Origin of the sequence: Colwellia sp. 20A7, assembly GCF_009832865.1 — a bacterium.
Classification (GTDB): domain Bacteria; phylum Pseudomonadota; class Gammaproteobacteria; order Enterobacterales; family Alteromonadaceae; genus Colwellia.
The window spans coordinates 901,260-924,942 of record NZ_CP047130.1; the positions used below are offsets into that span (position 1 = coordinate 901,260).

Here is a 23,683-nt window from a genome sequence, read left to right on the forward strand (position 1 = left end):
ATCGAATTCATACTTGCTCTTAGAGCAAAGATGTCTTATCAAGTAACTCATCTTATATCTTCGGATATATTGAGTACGTGAAAATGTCAGACTTTACAATTACTGTGGATTAGTCTCCACGGTGTACTTTGTTTTTGCTTCTTTTATTAGAAAAGACTACTTAGGGTTGTATGGTTAAGTGACTAAGCGTATGTGGTGGATGCCTTGGCAGTTAGAGGCGATGAAGGACGTGTTAATCTGCGAAAAGCTTTGGTGAGGTGATAAAAACCGTTATAGCCAAAGATGTCCGAATGGGGAAACCCACTTAGCATAAGCTAGGTATCATTATCTGAATACATAGGATAATGAAGCGAACCGGGAGAACTGAAACATCTAAGTACCCCGAGGAAAAGAAATCAACCGAGATTTCGTTAGTAGCGGCGAGCGAACGCGAATCAGCCCTTAAGCTTATTGGGCGCTAGTGGAACTTACTGGAAAGTAAGACGATACAGGGTGATAGTCCCGTACACTAAAGCAACCTTTAAGTGAAATCGAGTAGGACGGAGCACGTGAAACTTTGTCTGAATATGGGGGGACCATCCTCCAAGGCTAAATACTACTAACTGACCGATAGTGAACCAGTACCGTGAGGGAAAGGCGAAAAGAACCCCTGTGAGGGGAGTGAAATAGAACCTGAAACCGCATACGTACAAGCAGTGGGAGCCCGATTTAGTCGGGTGACTGCGTACCTTTTGTATAATGGGTCAGCGACTTATATTCTGTAGCAAGGTTAACCGATTAGGGGAGCCGTAGCGAAAGCGAGTGTTAACTGCGCGTTTAGTTGCAGGGTATAGACCCGAAACCCGGCGATCTACCCATGGGCAGGTTGAAGGTTGAGTAACATCAACTGGAGGACCGAACACACGTATGTTGAAAAATGCGGTGATGACTTGTGGGTCGGAGTGAAAGGCTAATCAAGCCGGGAGATAGCTGGTTCTCCCCGAAATCTATTTAGGTAGAGCCTCGCACGAACACCATTGGGGGTAGAGCACTGTTAAGGCTAGGGGGTCATCCCGACTTACCAACCCTTTGCAAACTCCGAATACCAATGAGTGATATGCGGGAGACACACTGCGGGTGCTAACGTCCGTTGTGAAGAGGGAAACAACCCAGACCGCCAGCTAAGGTCCCAAAGTACTAGTTAAGTGGGAAACGATGTGGAAAGGCATAGACAGCTAGGAGGTTGGCTTAGAAGCAGCCATCCTTTAAAGAAAGCGTAATAGCTCACTAGTCGAGTCGGTCTGCGCGGAAGATGTAACGGGGCTAAACTAGTCACCGAAGCTGCGGATTTAATCTTAGGATTAAGTGGTAGGGGAGCGTTGTGTAAGCCGTTGAAGGTGAATTGAGAAGTTTGCTGGAGGTATCACAAGTGCGAATGCTGACATGAGTAACGATAAGGGGAGTGAAAAACTCCCCCGCCGAAAGACCAAGGTTTCCTGTCCCATGTTAATCAGGGCAGGGTAAGTCGGCCCCTAAGGCGAGGCGGAAACGCGTAGTCGATGGGAAACAGATTAATATTTCTGTACTTCTATATATTGCGAAGGAGGGACGGAGTAGGCTAGATGAGCACGGCGTTGGTAGTCCGTGTGAAAGAATGTAGGTGGGCGACTTAGGTAAATCCGGGTTGCTGTTAACACTGAGACTCGAGACGAGTGTCTACGGACATGAAGTCATTGATGCCATGCTTCCAGGAAAAGCTTCTAAGCTTCAGATATATAGGAACCGTACCCCAAACCGACACAGGTGGTTAGGTAGAGAATACTAAGGCGCTTGAGAGAACTCGGGTGAAGGAACTAGGCAAAATAGTACCGTAACTTCGGGAGAAGGTACGCTGCTCAGGGTGATGGAACTTGCTTCCTAAGCTCAGAGCAGTCGAAGTAACCAGGTGGCTGGAACTGTTTATTAAAAACACAGCACTGTGCAAAATCGAAAGATGACGTATACGGTGTGACGCCTGCCCGGTGCCGGAAGGTTAATTGATTCGGTTAGACTTAGGTCGAAGCTGATGATCGAAGCCCCGGTAAACGGCGGCCGTAACTATAACGGTCCTAAGGTAGCGAAATTCCTTGTCGGGTAAGTTCCGACCTGCACGAATGGCGTAATCATGGCCACACTGTCTCCACCCGAGACTCAGTGAAATTGAATTTGCGGTTAAGATGCCGTATACCCGCGGCTAGACGGAAAGACCCCGTGAACCTTTACTATAGCTTGACAGTGAACATTGCTCCTACATGTGTAGGATAGGTGGGAGGCGTTGAAACAGAGTCGCTAGATTTTGTGGAGCCAATCTTGAAATACCACCCTTGTATGCGTGATGTTCTAACCTAGGGCCCTAATCGGGCTTGGGGACACTGTCTGGTGGGTAGTTTGACTGGGGCGGTCTCCTCCCAAAGAGTAACGGAGGAGCACGAAGGTTGGCTAAGTATGGTCGGACATCATACGGTTAGTGCAATGGCATAAGCCAGCTTAACTGCGAGACAGACACGTCGAGCAGGTACGAAAGTAGGTCATAGTGATCCGGTGGTTCTGTATGGAAGGGCCATCGCTCAACGGATAAAAGGTACTCCGGGGATAACAGGCTGATACCGCCCAAGAGTTCATATCGACGGCGGTGTTTGGCACCTCGATGTCGGCTCATCACATCCTGGGGCTGAAGTCGGTCCCAAGGGTATGGCTGTTCGCCATTTAAAGTGGTACGCGAGCTGGGTTTAGAACGTCGTGAGACAGTTCGGTCCCTATCTGCCGTGGGCGTTTGAGAATTGAAGAGGGCTGCTCCTAGTACGAGAGGACCGGAGTGGACGAACCGCTGGTGTTCGGGTTGTTATGCCAATAGCATTGCCCGGTAGCTACGTTCGGAACTGATAACCGCTGAAAGCATCTAAGCGGGAAGCAGGCTTTGAGATGAGTTCTCACTGGAGCTTTAAGCTCCCTAAAGGGTCGTTGGAGACTACAACGTTGATAGGTCAGGTGTGTAAGGGCTGTGAGGTCTTGAGCTAACTGATACTAATTGCCCGTGAGGCTTAACCATACAACACCCAAGTAGTTTTTAGAACTATGAAGTGCATTGTATGAAGACTGACATTAGAAAACACACGTACTTACGTGTTACTTGAATCAGAATAAAGAACAAAACGATATTTAAACCTCGAAAGAGAGTCGATAAAAACGTTCATCCATGAACATTATCGACATTAGTACATCCGTGTACGTTAGCTTTCTAAGATTGTAACCTTTTTGTTTAGCGACAATAGCGCTGTGGTACCACCTGACTCCATTCCGAACTCAGAAGTGAAACGCAGTAGCGCCGATGGTAGTGTGGGAGTTCCCATGTGAGAGTAGGACATTGCTAAACTTCTATTTAGAGAAGCCCGATTCGAAAGAGTCGGGCTTTTTGCTTTCTGAGATAAAGTTATACCAATTCCGATAATTAACTGGTCATCATGGCCCAGTCTCGGTGACATAGAGATATTACCCTTTTAGTATTACTTCTGAAGCTATTCCAAGCTTCTGAGCACTTCTCAACAATATCCTCATAATCCTTGAAACAACGGTTAGCTATTTCATTCTGCCTCATCCATGACCACACTTGCTCAATTGGATTTATACCAATTCCGATAATTAACTGGTCATAATGGCCCAGTCTCGGTGACATAGAGATATCACCCTTTTAGTATTACTTCTGAAGCGGTTCCAAGCTTCTGAGCACTTCTCAACAATATCCTCATAATCCTTGAAACAACGGTTAGCTATTTCATTCTGCCTCATCCATGACCACACTTGCTCAATTGGATTTAACTCGGGTGAATAGGGAGGAATATGGATGATCGTCAAATTGTTGTATTCGTCATCAAGATACTTTTGATGCCAACTGGCACCATCCATCAAGACTACAGCATGTCGTCCCTCTTCTGTCGCCTTTGAAATGAGTGCTAATACCAATTCCGATAATTAACTGGTCATAATGGCCCAGTCTCGGTGACATAGAGATATCACCCTTTTAGTATTACTTCTGAAGCTGTTCCAAGCTTCTGAGCACTTCTCAACAATATCCTCATAATCCTTGAAACAACGGTTAGCTATTTCATTCTGCCTCATCCATGACCACACTTGCTCAATTGGATTTAACTCGGGTGAATAGGGAGGAATATGGATGATCGTCAAATTCTTGTATTCGTCATCAAGATACTTTTGATGCCAACTGGCACCATCCATCAAGACTACAGCATGTCGTCCCTCTTCTGTCGCCTTTGAAATGAGTGCTAAGTGTGACGCCATCACATCCATATTACTTAATGGGGCTACGATAGCTTCTGTTTTTCCATTGGTGATGCAGACTGCGCCAAACAAATAAGCGTAGGTAAACTGCTGCTGTTTGATTGCCCTAGGGCGCGTTCCTTTTTCTGCCCACACTCTGGTCGTTGTGTTTTGCTGACCAAACCGCGCTTCATCCTGAAACCACACATCGACTTGATCAAGCGATATCGATAACGGGATCTTGGCGATCGTTTCAAATTGGAATTTTTTTAAAGGTTTCTTGAGTCTCAATGGATTGCTTAGGGTGCTTTGAACGTGTTGTTACCCAGCTTAGTTCAAGCTGGTGTAGTGTGTCGTATACATTAGATTTTTGGTAGACAACACCAAACTCTGTCGCAATATATTCTTGTATATCTTTTCCTTGAAGCCTACCACCACTCGGTTTTATAGCAGAATTGATAATAAAACTTTTCAGTTGTGATAGCTGCTTATCATCCAAAGATTTTGGGCGACCTGTATGTTTTTTTTCTTTAAGTCCCTCTAAGCCATCATGTAAATAAGTATGGATCCATTCATTAACGCTAGTGCGACTAACTTTCAAGAAAGTAGCTATTTGTGTGCGATTTTTTCCATCGATAAAGTGAGATACAGCAAGCAATCGTAATCGCATTCTTGCATTACTCGTTGATGAAATAAGCTGTGATAAGTTATGAGTCATTTTAAGCCTTATATTTAAGCTTACATTAGATCACAAAATTATCGGAATTGGTATTATATAAGCGGAAGCCCGTTACGAAAGTGACGGGCTTTTTGCTGTCTCACATAATTACTAATAAATTATGTGAGACATTTTATTTCGACTTGATTTGTAGGTAATTTAAATTTTTCTAGCCGTTTTTTCTCTTGTTTCTGTGGTGGGCACAAACTGTCATTATTATAATAAGCGATACATTCGAAGCATTGTACGCATTCGTTATAATCTATAGATCCTGATGGAGTAATGGCCTTAATATCACATTTATGATGACAAAGAGTACATGGACTGCCGCATTCTTTACGTCTACTCAACCACTTAATTGGATGAAACCTGCCAAGTAGTGAAAGTCCTGCTCCAAGTGGGCAGAGATAACGACAGTAAAACTTATTAATATATAATCCTAGACCTAATATCACTAAAGCATAAATTACAAATGGCCAAGTACGAACAAACATTAAGGTGAATGTTGTTTTAAAAGGCTCTACTTCTGCCATCACTTCTGCCATCACATTGGCGTATAGTGATAATCCAAGTAAGAATATCAACACGCCATACTTTACTAATTGTAGTTTTTTATGTAGCGAATAGGTTATTTTTAGTTGTCGAATACGCCACTTCTTAGCTAGCCAACCCACCATTTCCTGTAATGCGCCAAAAGGGCATAACCAGCCACAGAACAATCCACGACCTACGAGGAAAAGACTAATAAATACATAGGACCATAAAATAAAAATAATAGGATCCATTAGGTATGTCTGAATATTAAATCCCTTGAAAATAGCGTGTAAGATTGGGAATATATTAACAACTGATAGCTGCCCCTGGGCGTACCATCCGATAAACACTACGGTATAAATCAAAAAAAGCCAACGAACACGATGAAATAATTTAAAACGTCGAGAAAGTTGATGCTGATAAATGAACAGACAAGTTAAAATCAAAAGACTGACTGTTAATATAGCAATCTCACTAGATCTGTTTTGCCAAAGTTCTAGCCATAAAGGTAGGGGAGTATTGTTATTGTCTAATTCAGGATAACTATAAAGAGACTCTGGGAGTTGATAGTCTATAGGGAACACGGCAGACACCTGATCTAACCAAGGATTATTTCCATAACCAACAGTTAATGACAGGGTCCAAGGAGATCCAGGATCAAATCCTGACTGTGATTTTATTCTATATATATTTAAGGCTCCTGCTCCATTATGGGCGTCTTTTTTACCTTCATACAAGTCATAAAAATTTACATCACGAATTTCGATTGGGACATCATTTTGAAAAATGGATAGTCGGTCAGGTATTGATGCTGGTATAAAATCTTCATCTACGTGATGGTAAGCACCATAAGACCAAACACCAATAGCGTGTTCCCCTTCTTGCAAGCGTTGCATTAACAGTTCGTAGTCGTCACCGAGTAAGTTTTTACCTATCATAGGAGAGTTGAGATAGGCGAAACGTAAATCAACGATGGCTGATTGATTAACATTATTAGTGAGTTCGAGCTCATCAACTACGTCATCATCGTCAAACACTTGTGCTAATTGTGTATTCGAAAGCGCCAATGTACCAACATAATTACCATTTTCTAGTGCTTTAAAATCAAGTGGTTCATAAATTTTTGAAACATCGGCAACGCCATTAGTGGCAAAGCCGTCGAGGGTTTTACGCGCAATAGTTAATGAAGATAATAATACCGTTTCATTGATAACGACAACAGATACAGTTGCTTTGGTGATCCCATCAATGACTACATGAGAGCTGTTCGATGCCTTGCCTACTTTAATACTGTCTAATACTGATAGACCTGCATATTGGCTAACAAAGTCGAATAGCGGTTGTTCACCAAAACCATGTAAAAAAATTGGCTCTTGATGCTGTACAACTAGAACTCCTGCTAATTTTCCTTCTAGATCAAGACCAATCAACATGTCTACAGGTTCACCAGAAAAGGCTGGTAGCGCAACAACGTCTTGAGAATGAAAGAGGTAGCCAACCAAATTACCTACCTGATATACAGGCCAAACAGGTGGTGAAGATTCTTTTTTACCTATTGAAGTAGCATGAGGGAATATTTCATTCCAGCCATCAGGTGAGTCGGTTGATAATGCAAAAGTGAAGGTTGATGCCACAAAAAATAAACTCATTAATAATAATGACTTACAGAGTGTTAACCTGTTCATTATAATTGTTTACTGTTAAAAGTTGAGTTCATAATTTGTTCCTTTTTATAGGTTGAATATAGGTAGGATTTGTAATATTTGTTGCCAATGTTATAAGCATCAATTACTTATTCTATTATCATCTTAGAACCATAATTACTTTCATCACCATGCAACTATAAGACTAATTTCCTCATTACTTAGTCTTAATTATCTATCACCCTGCTAAGTTACGATAAAGTAATCCTCGCATTTACTTACCAATAGAAGTCGTGGCAAATACCCTCCGTGCACCTGCTGAATAACAACAAACCAAGCCTTTATAACGTCAGTTTAAGGAATAGTCTCTTAGCAGAAACCGATAAACATCATCAATAAATTTATTTGATGAAAAGCGTTCTTGGTAAAACACAAACCTTAAGAACTATATGAGCAATACCTTTGGGTATGTTTTTTGATTATGCCTTTGGATAGCTTAATTCATACTAAAGTATTGTTCATTTTAGTAATTGATAAATAAGTATTATTTCTAATATTGTCTTTGCTTAATCATTATTGAAAATAGCTTACTAAAAGGAATTATTCCTATAGCGTAATTACCGACAAGAAGATTAATATTTAACCGAAGGAAGCATCGTGATTTAAAAGGAATAGGAAAACAGAGATTACAAAAAGCAGTAACGATTTAGTAAAAGGTACATGATTATCCCTACTAAATGAAATGATAAAACACGATGGTTAAATTGGAATGGAAGACCTTACTTTAAAACGAAAACCAAAAATAATAGCTCCTTCACTGTGACAAGCAATACATATTTGTAGTAGATGCTTCATAGTTTTTATTAAGTAAATAGTTTTTTACCTAGCTGAATAGCTACAATTAATTGAGGAAATAATATGAAAACACAAATAGATAATTCTCGTCAAATGCCGGACCAAAAAAAATGGGCACTACATCGTATTGCTGTAGGTATTGCAACGGTAATATTGGCAAGTGCTGCGTTGAATGTACATGCCAAGTCAAGCAAGGTCACTTGGGAAGAAATTGCTAATGATCAAGAAACAACTACTGATGTACTTGGTTATGGTATGGGAGTTAAAGCACAACGTTATAGTGACTTAACTCAGATTAATACTGACACTATTAAAGCGATGGTTCCACAGTGGACAATGTCATTTGGTGATGAAAAGCAACGAGGACAAGAAACCCAAGCCTTGTATCATGAAGGTGTACTTTACGTGACAGCTTCTTACTCTAGAATTTTTGCGATGGATGCACGAACAGGTAAAAAACTATGGACTTATAGTCATCGTTTACCTGAAGATATTCGTCCTTGTTGTGACGTGGTAAACCGTGGTGCGGCTATTTATGGTGACAAAGTTTATTTTGGTACGCTAGATGCGCGAATAGTTGCACTTGATAAAAAAACAGGTGAAAGAGTTTGGAATAAAAAATTCGGTGATCACAAAGCTGGTTACACCATGACTGGTGCCCCGACTATCATCAAGGATAAAAAAACAGGTCGTGTAATGTTGATTCATGGCTCTTCTGGTGATGAATTTGGCATTGTTGGTAAGTTGTTTGCCCGAGATACGGAAACAGGTGAAGAGATTTGGATGCGTCCTTTTGTTGAAGGACATATGGGACGTCTTAATGGTAAAGAAAGTACGCCAACAGGCGATGTACGTGCACCTTCTTGGCCGCGTGATGACAATGGTGAATTAGTAGAAGCTTGGCATCACGGTGGCGGCGCTCCTTGGCAAAGTGCTAGCTTTGATGTTGACAACAATACCATTATTATTGGTGCTGGTAATCCAGCTCCATGGAACGGTTGGGCACGTACTGGCAAAGATGGAAAAACAGAAGATTACGATAGTCTTTACACATCAGGACAATTGGGTGTTGACCCATCAACTGGTGAAGTGAAGTGGTTCTATCAACATACACCTAATGATGCTTGGGATTTCTCAGGTAACAACGAGTTAGTATTATTTGAATATGAAGATGATGGTAAAGTTGTCGAAGCGACTGCTCATGCCGACCGTAATGGCTTCTTCTATGTTGTTAACCGAGAAGACGGTAAGTTTATTAAAGCTTTCCCATTTGTTGAAAACATTTCTTGGGCGACTCATATCGACCCTATCACTGGCCGCCCGGTAGAAGTAGAAGGTCAACGTCCGCCAAAACCAGAGCCAGGAGAGAAACGTGGTAAAAGTATTGAAGTATCACCACCTTTCTTAGGAGCTAAAAACTGGAATCCGATGGCTTACAGCCAAGATACAGGTTTATTTTATATTGGCGCTAACCACTGGAAAGAAGATTACTGGACTGAAGAAGTTAAATACACTGAAGGCTCTGCGTATATTGGACAAGGCTTCAGCATTAAACGTATGTTCGATGATCACGTTGGTAATTTACGAGCTATTGATCCGGTAAGTGGTGAAATTGTTTGGCAACATAAAGAAGAATTACCACTTTGGGCTGGTGTTTTAGCAACCAAAGGTAACCTTGTATTTACAGGTACTGGTGATGGTTTCTTTAAAGCATTTAATGCAAAAACTGGTGAAGAGCTTTGGAAATTCCAAACGGGTAGTGGCATTATTTCTAGTCCTATTACTTGGGAAATGGACGGTGAGCAGTATGTTGGCGTAGCATCAGGATATGGTGGCGCAGTACCTTTATGGGGTGGCGGTATGGCTGATTTAACCAAACCAGTATCTCAAGGTGGATCTTACTGGGTATTTAAAGTACCTAAGTGGGCGAAAGATATCGCACGTCTTGACTAAACTGATTCGTATCGGTAGCTAATATTAACACAGGCCAGTAAAGCTGGCCTGTGTTGTCTCACATAGGAAGATGAAGATGATAATTAAAAAACTATTTTTCACGCTAATTTTTTTACATATAAGCACTCAGTTCGCTCAAGCGGAAGATATCACTGAAAGGCGAATAGGTAGTTGTGTAATTATGCCTAAAACTAATTGTGCAGGTGCTGATTTGCGTAATGCCGATTTGCGACATGCTAAATTAGGCAATGCTAACCTTGCTGGTGCCGATCTTCGTGGTGCTAACTTAGTTCGTGCAGACTTGCGCCATGCGAACCTCAAAGGGGCCGATCTTCGAGGAGCAAATTTAGAATCAGTACAGGCATGGGCGGCATTTTTACAAGGCGCTAAGCTTAATAAAGCCAATTTACGCGGGGGTGGTTTTGAATTTGCTCGGTTGAGCGGTGCTAAGTTAATTGATGCCGACTTACGAGCAGCTAATTTTGAAATGGCTTGGTTTGCTAAAGCCGACCTAACAAGAGCTAATCTAACAAATGCTAATGTGCAAGAAGCCAAGTTTTACGATGCTAACTTTAAAGATGCAGTAATGGATGGTGTATTCAAACGGTATGCCATTTTTCAGGGGGCTTATATGGAAGGTTGCGAACTTTGCCCACATGACTGGTAAGCTAAAAAGTACAAGTAAATATATAAGTGGCTCTAAAAGCTAAATATCATAAATGTAAAGCCTCTGCTATTGCAGTAAACAAGGCGTTGAGGCTTCCAATGTTTTTTCAGTTAAGCGCCCTCATGCTTGTAGAGGGCTTAATTGCATTCCTTTTATATTTTTTTACAAGATTGTCTTTTAATAAAAGAACAAGGAAGGACAATTTTTTGTGGCGGAGTTTCATCGTCACTAATTTTATCAAGTAACAACTTTGTTGCCTCTCTACCCACTTCATAAGGGTTTTGGGTTATTACTGTAATAGGTACTTTTAAATACTCAGCCATTGGCAGTTCATCAAAAGCCAACAATGAAACATCATCAGGTATCGAAATATTCTCGTTATTAAACGCTGTTAATAGCTCTGTGGTAATAGGTAAATGCTGTGTAAAAAAGACGGTTGGCGGATTAGTCGCAGCAAGCATACTTTTTGGTGATTGTTGAAAACCGGTATTTCGGTGCCAATATTGAACCAATTGTTGATCAACAGGAATGCTATGCTTTTCTAAAGCATCGGTATAGCCAAGGTAACGGTCTTTTCTTGATTTCATACTCTGAAAATCTTGAGTAAGAAAACAAATTCGTTTATGTCCTAACTCTATTAAGTATTCCGTTGCGTCGAACGCCGCTTTTCGATAATCAGAAACAATTATATTTTTTTCATTGCCATCATGTTCAAGTTGAAAATGAACAATAGGTAGACCGTTATTAATATATTTATCAATTAATTTTGTATTTTGACCTGAAGAAGCAATAATAATTCCGTCTACACGTAATTGGTACAATGTCTCTAGCGACTTTGCTTCAACCTCGGGATCAACATCCGTATTATATATTAATACGTTGTAGTCACTTTTTTTACAATAGTCATCAATCCCTCTAAGAGTACGGCTTGTATAGAAGCCGGTAATATCCCTTACTATTACTCCTATTGTTTTCGTTTTATTCATTTTTAAACTACGAGCAATAGGGTTTGGTACATAATCAAGTTCTTCTACAGCCAGCTTTATGCGTTCTTTTGTCTTTTCTGACATGTAGTCAAAACGGCCATTTAGGTATTGAGATACTGTACTTTTTGAAACGCCGGCAAGCTGTGCAACATCAATTAACTTTATTTTTTTTTGCATGTGTATTTTCTTTGAAAGTCCAAATACTTGAATGTTGACATTTTGCAATATTATGATAACTTAATCAACTAAATCGGTTTAGTAAATTGATTTACTAATCATTATTAATTACTTTGGCAACCTAATAAAAAGGTAAAAAGAGTGGAAATTTCGAATGTTGAATATCTAGTGATCGTTGGATACCTTCTGCTGATCATTATCGTTGGTCTTGTTTTCAAAAAGTTTTCGGCAAATACCGATGATTACTTTAAAGGGGGCAGCAAAGGAACGTGGTGGTTAGTGGGTAGTAGTGCTTTTATGAGTGCATTTAGTGCGTGGACTTTTACCGGTGCTGCTGGTATCGCCTACGAGTCTGGGTTCTCCGCCATGTTTATATTCTTTGGTAACGTACTTGGCTTTTTCGTCAATTATCTTTTTATGGGGCCTTGGTTACGCCAAATGAGGGTGACTACTTTTCCAGAAGCTATTGCTGGTCGCTTTGGTGAGAAAACTCGTGATTTCTATGCATACTATGAAGTACCAATTCGTATTTTATATTCGGCTATGGCACTTTACGGTTTAGGTATTTTTTGTTCTGCCGTATTTGGCTACGACATTAATTACGTTATCGTTGTTTGTGGTGTTGTTGTTCTACTATATTCTGCAACTGGTGGACGCTGGGCTGTTATGGCGACCGACTTCTTGCAAGGTCTAATTTTAGTACCACTTACCTTAATCGTTGCCTACCTTTGCTTAGATGCGTTGGGCGGAGTTGAAAATTTATTTGTGAAAATAGAAGAACAAGGATTAACCGAAGAATATAGCATGATCAACTCCGCTACACTCTTTGGTGGTGCGTACACATGGGGCTGGGCTAGTGCCATGATGGCAAAACAATTTATTGTCTTTAATTCGATGAATGCTGCACCACGTTATTTTTCTGTTAAAGATGGGAAAGAAGCTAAAAAAGCTGCTTTGCTTTGTTCTGTATTGATGCTGCTTGGTAGTTTTATCTGGTTTTTACCACCCATTACCGCTCGACTTTTATATCCTGATCTCGTTATGGCATTCGACATAGCCAAGCCAGCTGAGGCTAGTTATGCCGTTGCAAGTATTAGCTTGTTACCTATGGGGCTAGTGGGCTTAATTGTTGTTGCGATTCTTGCTGCGACAATGAGTTCAATGGATACTGGGCTTAATACTAATGTTGCCATATTAATCAAAGATATATATCCGAAAATATCACGTAAACTAAGTTGGAAAGCTAAACGAGAATCTGAACTACTAAACTACGGGCGTACCTTAACGTGGGTAATGGGCTTCTTAATTGTATTGTTAGCGCTGTATTTTGCCCAGCAAGATGGCTCCGGAATATTTGAAATCATGCTGCAAGTAGGAACACTACTTTCTATGCCAATTACAATTCCGTTACTTTTAGGCATGTTTATTCGACAAACACCTTGGTGGGCAGCATTGTTTTCTATTGCTTGTGCGCTAATTTTTTCTAGCTTAGCTTTTTTCGAAGTACCATTAAGTTACCTTGGTTTCTCACAAGCGTATAGCGATAGCTTCGAATGGAATTTTCAGCAGCAATTTTTTGGAGTGTTAGGCTCCGGAACGTTTGGCTTTTTAATCTCAACACTTTTTGCACCAAGTCAAAGATCTGCGCATCGTCAAATGGTTGATAAATTCTTTACTAATATGAAAACACCTATCGATTTTGAAAAAGAAATAGGTGAGGGCAATGATTTAAGTCAACTTACCGCTATTGGGCGCTTTGGTGTGGCAGTAGCAGGTTTCATTGCCTTGATGCTGATCATTCCAAATCCACTAGAAGGCAGAATAGTTATTCTGGTACTTGCAGTGACAATTGGGGTAATCAGTTTGTTAATGCTCAAAGCGGGGAAGGAGCCCGTTACTAAAACCAAGGATGCGGTATCACAAATAAAATAATGAGACTTATTTTCTCGAGAGTTTACTGATTCTCATTATTTATCACTTTTTATTACAGGAATTAACAATGAATTACTTACTTATAAACGACCAACTTGATGTTTTAAAAGCAGAGCTCAAGACTTGTCGTAAAGAACATTTGACTCGACTTTTAGAGCAATGTAGCGCGTATGAAAACGAAGTGTTATCAGTAGAACATCCACATACTAGTATTACTTATATAGGAATGGCTGCGGCAAACTTAAGTTTGGCCTATTTATTAACTGAACAAGACCATTACCTGCAAGAAGCAAAGCGTTGGATTTTTACTGCGGTTAATTATGATGTTTGGGGATATGGATTTTTAGTCGATGTGGATCTTAGTGCGTCATGGTTACTGTATGGTTTAGGGCTTTCTTACGATTGGATAAAAGATTACTTAACTGAAGAAGAACGTAGTCAGTTTCTTAATAAATTGATCCTGCAAGGCAATAAGATTTTTGATTACGGCCAAGAGAACTTAGGCCATTGTTGGTCGACCAACTATTGGCAAAATCATAACTGGATTAATTATTCAGGCTTATTAACTACAGCTTATGCTATTCGCTCTGAGCACCAAGGTGCACAAGTATGGATTGATGAAATCAAAGACAACTTTGAAAAAGTATTTGAATACCTGCCTGAAGATGGCTCTAACTATGAAGGAACAGGATATTGGCGATACGCGATTAACTTCTTCTTATCTGCGGCCGATTATATTCGTGAAGACGGTGGTCCAAACTACTTTGATGCAGGCTTTTTAAAAAATTCATTCGACTACCGTATTTACCAGTCTGCGCCTAACTGGGAAGAGAATATTAACTTTGCCGATGTGCATGATAGAAGAAGCTCTCATTCCATTTCTGCTTACTACAAAATAGCATCAGAATATAATAATGGTCAGGCGCAATGGTTAGGTGAAATGGTACGCACTAAGTTCTTATTTAGGGAAGCTTATCAAAGTAAAATTTTTCCAGGTATTTTACCTGAGGCTTTTTTAGAGTTAATTTGGTTTAACCCTGAGATAGAAGAAAAGTCACCAGAAGCGCTGCCGTTAACCAAATACTTCCCAGATCTTGGTCTTGTGGTTATGCGTTCTAGCTGGGACACAGATGCTACGCATCTTTCATTTAAATCAAGCCCTGCTGGCGGTCATAAGCAATGGGAACTTAGCTGGAAGTTAGACAAAGAAAACGATTGGAAAACCCGTAGTTTGACCCATTATCACGTAGATTTTAATCACTTTATACTAATACATAATGGCGCGTCCTTAGCGATTGATGAGGGCTACAACCGTACATCTAAAGCGGAAGTTCACAACTTGATTACGGTTGATGGTACCGGTTGTGTTGGTGAGAAAATATGGGATGAAGGGGATTTAAGTGATCCTGAATTATTCGACTTAAACTGTAAAGGCATTCATAACGTATGGCGAGATGTGCCAGAAGAAGCCATTGCAAAAATTGAAGCTTTTTCTAATGAAAATGGCTATACCTATGTGGTTGGTGAATCGAGTAAAATGTATTATCCAGAAATGGAATTAACACGTAATGCACGTCATATCATTAATAGCGAATGTGGCTATTTCATCTTTTTAGACGAACTAGAGAGTGAGCTAGAGCACACATATACTTGGCGTATGCATTCAGAAAAATATGCAAATCAAGTAAGCCAAAACCAGTTTGAAATTGTTAATGGGACTGGCGCGCTTAACGTATTTACGGTATTCCCAGAAGTGAGAGCAACGAAAGTTGATGAAACCTTAGTTGAAGAAATAATGACGCCTCAACGTCCGGATGATATTCGTCGCATTAGCTTAAAAACATTATTAATTGAGAACCCAGAAAAAAGTAAAAATAGTTATTTCCTTAATGTACTTCAGCCTAAAGATGCTATTCAAGGTGACGCGAGTGATAACATTTCAGTGACGTCGATTAAAGGTGAACACTGTATTGGTGTTGAAATAACCTCGAAAGATCATATTGAAACCTTTATTTTTTCTAACGAAAATAAAATTGTTTATCAAAACATTCAAGCGGAATCAAAATGGGTTTCTGTTTTAAAGGATAAAGCGGGTAAGGTTATTAAAACGACAAGTTACGATGGCGTGCTGTAGGCCTTTGACAAGTAATTAATCAATAAGCCATTAATGCAATCGCTAAATTAGCGATTGTCAGTTCCTAGGCTATGAATCATGAATATCGAAAAGTGAGTAATAACTCGGTCATAAATAATGATTAGGAGATAAAGTAAATGTTAGAAAAATTCAATTTAGCGGGTAAAGTCGCCTTAATTACGGGCTGTAAACGTGGCATTGGCAAAGCTATTGCGCTTGGGTTGGCAGAAGCTGGCGCGGATATTATTGGGGTTTCAGCCAGTTTAGAATCAAAAGGCTCAGATGTTGAAAAAGAAGTAGTGGCACTCGGACGTAGTTTTAAAGGTTATCAATGTGATTTTTCTGACCGCCAAGCGTTGTATTCATTTATAAAAGAGGTTAAAGCTGACTTTCCTAAAATTGATATTTTAGTGAATAATGCCGGTACTATTTTACGTGCACCCGCTGTAGATCACGGAGATGAGTTGTGGGACAAAGTTATCGATGTGAACTTAAATTCTCAATTTATTCTTAGTCGCGAAATTGGTAAAGAAATGGTTGCTCGTGGCGCGGGTAAAATTATTTTTACTGCTTCGTTATTAACCTTTCAAGGTGGGGTTACGGTTCCTGGCTATGCAGCTAGTAAAGGTGCGATAGGGCAGTTAGTAATGGCACTATCAAATGAATGGGCTGGGCAAGGCGTAAATGTGAATGCGATTGCGCCTGGGTATATAGATACAGACAATACTGAAGCCTTACGTAATGATCCAGAACGCTCCGCTTCTATTTTAGCTAGAATTCCACAAGGTCGTTGGGGTAAACCAGAAGACTTTAAAGGACCTGCTGTGTTTTTAGCGTCTGACGCCGCAAGCTATGTAAATGGTACTACTTTATTAGTGGATGGTGGATGGATGGGCCGATAATAAGTAATGCTATTTCAATAGTTTATTATTAGTTATAGTAAGTGTAGTCGTTATATTTTTTTAGTTAGTTTCCGGTACATAATAACCGTTAGTAAGATCAGAAGACGATATCGATTATAGAATTTTTATATCGATGATTAAATTGAAGAACAGTTTACCCGCTTCCCTCTACAACTATTTATCTGTTGTAGGGGGCTTTTTAATAAAGGTTATTTCTTGATGAACTCTAGTGCGTATGTTCGGCGTAATTTTGCATTAGCATGGCCACTCGCTTTTAATGCGTTGCTAGTACAATCGATGTTAATGATTGATACATTGCTCGTTGCACCACTGGGAGAACTACCTGTTGCCGCGATGGGTATTGCCACAACGATAGTGGCATTTGTATTAGGTCTTGAAATTGCTATTGGTAATGGTATTCAACTTTTGGTCGGCAGAGCTTTCGGCTCAGATAATAAGGCTGATTTAGCGGTAGCATATTGGTCTGGCTTGCTGATCAATATATCAACCTCCTTTGTTTTTCTGTTTATTCTAACCTTGTGGGGTACTGATTTAGTTGCTTTTATTACTGATGACAGTGATTTAGCACAGCTAGCGAATAAATATATATCCATCATTAAGTATATCGTGGTGATAACAGCATACACGCAAGTTTGTACGGCTTTTTGTAATGGTCAAGGTGATTCCAAAGTACCATTAAAAGGCTTTATGATTGAATTACCAATTAATGCCTTACTTAGCTATTTTCTGATAAACGGGTTTGCAACACATCAAGGGCTGGGTGTCGAAGGAGCAGCTTGGGGCAGCTTAATTGCAGTATTCTTAAGAGCGATATTTTTTTACTTGGCTTTGCGCACTGATAATAAAGTCGATTTGACATACCCTAAAAATAGACACTTTTGGTTAGAGATTGGCCCTCAATACCGTGAAATATATCCTATAGCCGCTAACTTTTTTGTTTTATCCGTTGGGGCGACTGTTTACCAACTATTGTTCGCTCAATTGGATCTGTTCTCGTTTGTTGCTATTACCTTGATTTTTCCTTGGGTTCGCGCTGGTACGCAATTTCCTAACGCTTGGGCTCAAGCTTCTGGCATCAGTATTAGTCAGTTGCTCGGGCAAAAAGAAACCAGCGATCTTAAGCATTTTGTTACTAGCTGTACAAAAGTCGGCATGACGCTGTCAGTAATTATTGCGGGACTATTTTTTGTACTCAGCCAATGTATTAGATGGGTTTATCCAGATATTGAACCTGAAACTCAAACAGCGCTAATGATTATTGCGCCGCTTTATATCATTCTGCCAATTATTCGTGCCTACAATACCGTTGCCGGTAATATTCTTCGCGCACTAGGGAATAGTAATCTCGTGCTTAAAATTCACTTTGTAACACAATGGGCCATATCACTGCCTGTTTGTGCTGTCTTAGTTCTGTATTTTGAGGTATCCATTTTTTGGGCATTCGCCATGATACCAATAGAAGAACTGCTCAAAACCATCCCCTTTTATCGCTATAAGAAAACTTATATAAGCCGTTTATGATATTACTTATTGATAAATAATATCATTTTAGCTTAATCAATATACTTACTGACTTATAGTAGATTGATAGCTCTAGGGAATATTAATTGATACGAAAGCGGGCGTTAACTGTTGTTCACTGACTGGCAAATAAGAGCGTTTATAAATTTTATTTTCGTAGCGTATTCATTATAAGTATAATACCTTCAATAAATAGAATGGCTTTTTCAAAGAATGAATAATACAAGTGCTGCTTAAATATATTTCCGTCATTATCCTTTTAGTTTCTTTTAATACCGTTGCAAACGAAACACTAAACGTTGGTTCGGACGAGTGGTGTCCTTATATTTGCAATGAAGTACACAAGCCGGGTGTATTAATTGAGGTCATAAATGAAATTGCTAAACATAATGGTTTAGATATTAATTTTAATATTCTCCCCCTCGAACGTTCATTAATACTGCTGCAACAATCAAAATTAGATATGGTGTTAGCTTTAACCGCTGAACATATTGAAGAATATCATTTAAAACGAAGTCTGAAAGTTTATGGTGGTTGGTATAATGATTTTTATGTCGTAAAAACAAACCAGTGGAAATTTAGCTCTATAGAAAGTCTAAAAAAAGAGATTGAACAGGGTAACACGCTAGGAATAATTAAAGGTTATAAATATAGCGATGGAATAACTCAGCTCCAAGAAACTTCAGGTCAACTTATATATTTAGCCTCAGGTAACAGTCCATTATCTAATATATTAATGATGTTAAGTAAGCAACGAATATCAATGGTATTGGATTCGCGCTTTAATATTGAATATGAACTTCAGAACAGAAATATTTCCAATTTAAAATATGCTGGTACAGATGGTGATTTTGTTCCTCTTTATATTGGTTATTCTCCTGAGTTTAAAGTCAAATACATCAATATATTTGACCAGGGCTTAATAAAACTAAGAGCAACAGGTCAACTATCAAAAATATTAAAGCGTTACGGTATGCCTGATTGGCAAGCGAAGAGTCTCAATTAGTTTAATGATATGTCGGCTTTTGTTTAGGTTTGTTATACACCCGTCTGAGGAGTGAAGCTTGTGGGTCTTATGGTGTTTTGTCGCGACTGGTATCTAACAAACCTAAACAGAAGCTGACATTAGCTTTTGTATATTCTTAAGCATATTTAGAAGAATATTAGCTAGGGTTTGCTACTAGTCTATCAGGCGGATTTAAGTAAAGCACTGGCGTTGAACTTATTATGAGTAGTTTGATAAGTAATAAAGTGTACCTGATCCCATTTAATACACTACACTTTGTATATTGAAACTTTGTATATTGAAAACTTAGCAATAGCTGTATAGACTAAATCAGCAGGCCTTATTTTACTAAAGACTATAATATCATTGTCTTATTTAGCCTTATTCCATTAGATCATAATGAAAAAACATATATTTTATTCCATCATACTTTTACTACTACTGTTTTTTTCTAATGTGGCAGGTGCGAGTGAAACCGAAAAAGTAACGCTCCAACTTAAATGGTTTCATCAATTTCAATTCGCAGGATACTACGCAGCGAAGGAAAAAGGGTTTTATCAGAATTTGGGTTTAGACGTTGATATAAAAGAAAAACAAATTGACTCGAATAATATTGAGCAGGTTATCAGTGGTGATGCACAGTACGGTGTAGCAGACTCGGTATTGATCCTGTATAAAATAAGAAAAAAGCCTATAGTGATTGTTTCCCCTATTCTCCAACACTCTCCAAGTGTATTAATCGCACTTAAAAAAAGTGGCATTAATTCACCTTATGAATTAAATAATAAAAACATTACTTTTTATCAAAGTGATGCAGATGGATTTTCTATCCTAGCCATGTTAAATCAGCTTAATATCAAGCCTAATTTAATTAGAAAAAGAGAGAAAGATGATTATCTAAAATTGATAAATGGAGACGTTGATTTAACGCCTGCTTATTTAAGTAATGAATTATTCTATTTTAAAACACAAAAAATAGACGTTAATATTATTAACCCTATGAACTATGGCATTGATCTTTATGGAGACATGTTATTTACCAATGAAAATGAAGTAAATAATCATCCTGATAGAGTCAAACGATTTAAAGAAGCCACCTTAAAAGGTTGGGAATATGCATTAAATAATAAAGAAGAAATAATTCAATTAATTTATAACAAATATAACACTGATAAATCTCTTGAGCACTTACGTTATGAAGCAAATGCTATCGATAAAATCATCTCCAAAGAAACTATTCCTATTGGCTCTATCGACAAAGGAAGAGTGCAATATATTTCTGATTTATATAAAAAATATGGTCTTGCAGAAGACTCTTTAGATATTAAAGACTTTATTTTTGAAGAATTTAAATCCACAAACACAAGTATAAAATTTACACAGCAAGAAAAAGAATACTTAGTAAATAATCCTGTTTTAAAAGTCCAAAACATGGCCTCCTTCCCACCCTTTAATTTTAATGATAATAATCAAGCGATGGGGTATAGCATCGATTTTATAAGCTTACTGGCAAAAAAATCGGGGATTTCTGTTGAATTTATTAGCGGTAAAAGCTGGGAAGAAAGCCTAAAAATGCTCAAAGAGGGTGAACTTGATGTGTTACCTAATATTGCCATAAATCAAGATAGAAAAGCGTACATAGATTTTACCACATTTGAGCACTTTGATTACTCGATTAGTGTTGCCGTTAGAAAAAATCAGACATTAAACTCAATGTCTGATTTAGAAGGAAAAGTGGTTTCTGTACTCAATAAATCATTTTTACATACTATTTTGGAAAAGAAATACCCAGAACAAAAACTCTATTTAGCAGGTACGGTTAAGGATGCAGTTGCAGCAGTCTCAAGTGGTAAAGCTGATGCGGTAATATCTAATTTGGCAACCATTGATTATTACATTCAAAAAGGTTGGTTGAGTAATCTAAAAAACATTCAGATTAGTAACCTACTCGGACAAGAAAATAATGTTCCTTTCTATTTGGGGGTATCTAAAGGAAACCTAGTATTAAAATCTATTTTAGAAAAAGCAAATGCCTCGCTTACACACAATGAAATAGTGGAACTAAAACAGAAATGGCTAAATATAGCCCCCATTTCAAATGTAAAATTTAGTCCTCAAGAAATAGAATATATGCAAAATAAAAAAATACTTAATATGTGTATTGACCCTAATTGGATGCCCTTTGAAAAGATTGAAGATGATCAACATATTGGAATGACGGCAGAATATATAAAGCTATTTAAAAAAGAACTACCTATTCCTATAAAGCTAATTAAAACAAAAGATTGGTTAGAAACTGTTGAGGTTAGTAAACAAAGAAAATGTGACTTTGTCAGTATTATGAGACCTTCAAAAGAACGAAAAGAGTACTTTAATTTTACTACCCCCTTAATGAATATGCCGATTGTTATTGCCACACAACATGACAAGCCCTTCATCAATGATATATCCAATGTGATTTCAGAAAAGCTAGGAATCGTAGATGGCTTTGCTTTTACTGAAGACTTAAAAGCAGCTTCCCCCACAATAAAAATGATAAAAGTAAAAAGTGCAAAAGAAGGGCTAACTAAAGTAAAAAATGGAGAAATATATGGTTTTATTGGTGTCTTGCCATCAGTAGGTTACAACATAAATGAACACTTTATAGGAGATTTAAAAATTGCAGGTAAAGTGAATAACACGCTAGATTTTTCAATGGCGACACGCATTGATGAGCCATTACTCAATAGTATCTTTAATAAGCTTATTACTGAAGTTTCCACTCAAAAACGTAAAGATATTTTGAATAAGTGGCTATCGATTAAATATGAAGAGCAGGTGAACTATACCAATGTCATTATTTTAAGTTTATTTTTACTGACTGTGATTGCCGTAGTTTTGTATAAAAACAGATCGATTAATAAAATCAATAGCGTACTTGAAGATCATATAAAAATAGTTGATGAAAATGTATTAATCTCGTCAACGGATCTTACGGGAAAAATCACGTATGTTTCTCAAGCATTTTGTAAAGAAAGTGAATATACAAAAGAAGAGTTGATGGGGAAGAATCACAGTATTATTAAGAGTATAGATACCGAAACTAGCCTTTATAAAGAGTTATGGAACACCATATCACAAGGAAAAGTGTGGAAAGGTGAATTGAAAAACAGGAAGAAAAGTGGCGTTTTTTATTGGATAGAAGCTTCGATTTCACCTGTATTTGATACAAAAAATAAAATCACGGGTTACACCTCAACAAGGCATAATATAACCGATAAAAAACGTATAGAAGAAATATCAATAACAGACGCTCTCACCAATATTTATAACCGCAGGCACTTTGACGATATTTTTCCAAAATATGTAAATAGCTTAAAAAGAGATAACGGATTATTTTCATTTTTAATTATGGATGTAGATTACTTTAAGCAATATAACGATATTTATGGGCATCAAAAAGGGGATGAAGTATTACAACTTATTGCCCTTACATTGAAAAATAAATTGCACCGCGCAGATGATTATTGCTTCAGACTTGGCGGAGAAGAGTTTGGGCTCCTGTTTAAATCTGAAAAACGAGAAGATGTTTTAAGCTTTGTGGAAAGCATTAGAATAGCCATTGAAGCACTACATGTAGAACATTCGGGGAGCAAGGTAAGCCAGTATGTCACCGTCTCAATAGGGTTATATAGTGTTTTTGTAAATGAATCGCATCATACTAGTGATATTTACAAAGATGCAGATGTATTACTTTATAAAGCAAAAGAAAATGGTAGAAATCAAACTATGTTTAACGAAGGTATCGTCACTCACCCAATACAGGTAATTAAAAGCTAATAAATTACCCTTAAGCTAAATTTTGAATGGAGCTAAACTACGATCATTCCGAAAATGAATGATCACGAAAGCTTAGATAATGCTTGGCCCTGTGATTTAAAGCACCTCATGTTGTGGCTAAGTGACTTTAGTCACTAATTTAAAGTGAAGCCAGTAACATTTCCTATCTCGCTTTGTGCCTCATTACGCCTAAAAATTAATATTAAAATTAATCGAATGTCAGCTTTCAGGATTTTAACAAGTTTGAATATGATCATTTAGAACAACTTAAACTTCTAGTTTAGGGCAGATTATTCAGATCACTTATCGCTAGCTAAGCCAGGGCTTACTTTTGCTTTTGTATCCTAGCAGCCTTTAAAGTCATTGAACATAATGTTAGCCATAGCGACTGAAAGACTAAATAATAACTAATCTTAGCTATGAAAAACATAAGACGTTATGAATGAAAGTGGTTGAATCGATGGTTTTTAAAATGAGCATTAAAATATGATGTTATATTTTTCATTGATGAAGCTGACTTAT

11 protein-coding genes, 2 rRNA genes and 2 pseudogenes are annotated in these 23,683 nt (G+C 38.2%); 10 read left to right on the plus strand and 5 right to left on the minus strand.

The window, feature by feature from the left end; all coding sequences use genetic code 11:
* Window positions 1-172: 172 nt before the first annotated feature.
* Window positions 173-3,067: ribosomal RNA gene (locus GQS55_RS03920) — 23S ribosomal RNA — on the plus strand.
* 209 nt (window positions 3,068-3,276) lie between these two features.
* A 5S ribosomal RNA gene (rrf, locus tag GQS55_RS03925) occupies window positions 3,277-3,391 on the plus strand.
* 75 nt (window positions 3,392-3,466) lie between these two features.
* Here the strand turns inward: rrf and GQS55_RS03930 are convergent.
* From GQS55_RS03930 to GQS55_RS03945, 4 genes and pseudogenes are all read right to left on the minus strand, one after another.
* A pseudogene (locus GQS55_RS03930) lies at window positions 3,467-3,643 on the minus strand (IS630 family transposase); the annotation flags it as partial.
* A gap of 14 nt (window positions 3,644-3,657) precedes the next feature.
* Window positions 3,658-3,972 (minus strand): annotated as a pseudogene (locus tag GQS55_RS03935) (transposase); the annotation flags it as partial.
* Window positions 3,973-3,987: 15 nt separating this feature from the next.
* Window positions 3,988-5,011 (minus strand): IS630 family transposase gene (locus tag GQS55_RS03940; RefSeq protein WP_442872171.1). Its coding sequence is split into 2 segments (ribosomal slippage): window positions 3,988-4,558 and window positions 4,557-5,011, totalling 1,026 coding nucleotides; the frame shifts between segments, so codons are not numbered across the junction.
* Window positions 5,012-5,130: 119 nt separating this feature from the next.
* Window positions 5,131-7,194: a NosR/NirI family protein gene (locus GQS55_RS03945; RefSeq protein ID WP_159818162.1), complete on the minus strand. Its 2,064-nt coding sequence runs from the start codon at window positions 7,192-7,194 to the stop codon at window positions 5,131-5,133.
* A gap of 942 nt (window positions 7,195-8,136) precedes the next feature.
* On the opposite strand from GQS55_RS03945, the gene GQS55_RS03950 reads away from it, so the two are divergent.
* Window positions 8,137-9,996: a PQQ-dependent methanol/ethanol family dehydrogenase gene (locus GQS55_RS03950; protein WP_159822531.1), complete on the plus strand. Its 1,860-nt coding sequence runs from the start codon at window positions 8,137-8,139 to the stop codon at window positions 9,994-9,996.
* Between the two features lie 76 nt (window positions 9,997-10,072).
* A complete protein-coding gene (locus GQS55_RS03955) occupies window positions 10,073-10,663 on the plus strand; it encodes a pentapeptide repeat-containing protein (RefSeq protein WP_159818164.1) in 591 nt (196 codons plus the stop codon).
* Between the two features lie 152 nt (window positions 10,664-10,815).
* On the opposite strand, the gene GQS55_RS03960 is transcribed toward GQS55_RS03955, so the two are convergent.
* Window positions 10,816-11,826, minus strand: a complete 1,011-nt coding sequence (locus GQS55_RS03960; RefSeq protein ID WP_159818166.1) for a LacI family DNA-binding transcriptional regulator — start codon at window positions 11,824-11,826, stop codon at window positions 10,816-10,818.
* Window positions 11,827-11,967: 141 nt separating this feature from the next.
* Between GQS55_RS03960 and GQS55_RS03965 the strand changes: the two genes are divergently transcribed.
* The 6 genes from GQS55_RS03965 to GQS55_RS03990 all read left to right on the plus strand — a co-directional run bounded on the left by GQS55_RS03965 (window position 11,968) and on the right by GQS55_RS03990 (window position 23,161).
* Window positions 11,968-13,758, plus strand: coding sequence for a sodium:solute symporter family transporter (locus GQS55_RS03965; RefSeq protein WP_159818168.1), 1,791 nt, complete (start codon window positions 11,968-11,970; stop codon window positions 13,756-13,758).
* A gap of 67 nt (window positions 13,759-13,825) precedes the next feature.
* Window positions 13,826-15,892, plus strand: a complete 2,067-nt coding sequence (locus GQS55_RS03970; protein ID WP_159818170.1) for a DUF4962 domain-containing protein — start codon at window positions 13,826-13,828, stop codon at window positions 15,890-15,892.
* Window positions 15,893-16,029: 137 nt separating this feature from the next.
* Entirely contained in the window at window positions 16,030-16,794 is a 765-nt protein-coding gene (locus GQS55_RS03975; RefSeq protein ID WP_159818172.1) for a 2,5-didehydro-3-deoxy-L-galactonate 5-reductase, read from the plus strand.
* A gap of 219 nt (window positions 16,795-17,013) precedes the next feature.
* Window positions 17,014-18,336, plus strand: a complete 1,323-nt coding sequence (locus GQS55_RS03980) for an MATE family efflux transporter (RefSeq protein ID WP_236559828.1) — start codon at window positions 17,014-17,016, stop codon at window positions 18,334-18,336.
* A 226-nt stretch (window positions 18,337-18,562) separates the two neighbouring features.
* On the plus strand, window positions 18,563-19,342 hold the full coding sequence (locus GQS55_RS03985) for a substrate-binding periplasmic protein (RefSeq protein ID WP_159818176.1): 780 nt from the start codon (window positions 18,563-18,565) through the stop codon (window positions 19,340-19,342).
* A 399-nt stretch (window positions 19,343-19,741) separates the two neighbouring features.
* On the plus strand, window positions 19,742-23,161 hold the full coding sequence (locus tag GQS55_RS03990; RefSeq protein ID WP_159818178.1) for an ABC transporter substrate-binding protein: 3,420 nt from the start codon (window positions 19,742-19,744) through the stop codon (window positions 23,159-23,161).
* Window positions 23,162-23,683: the final 522 nt, after the last annotated feature.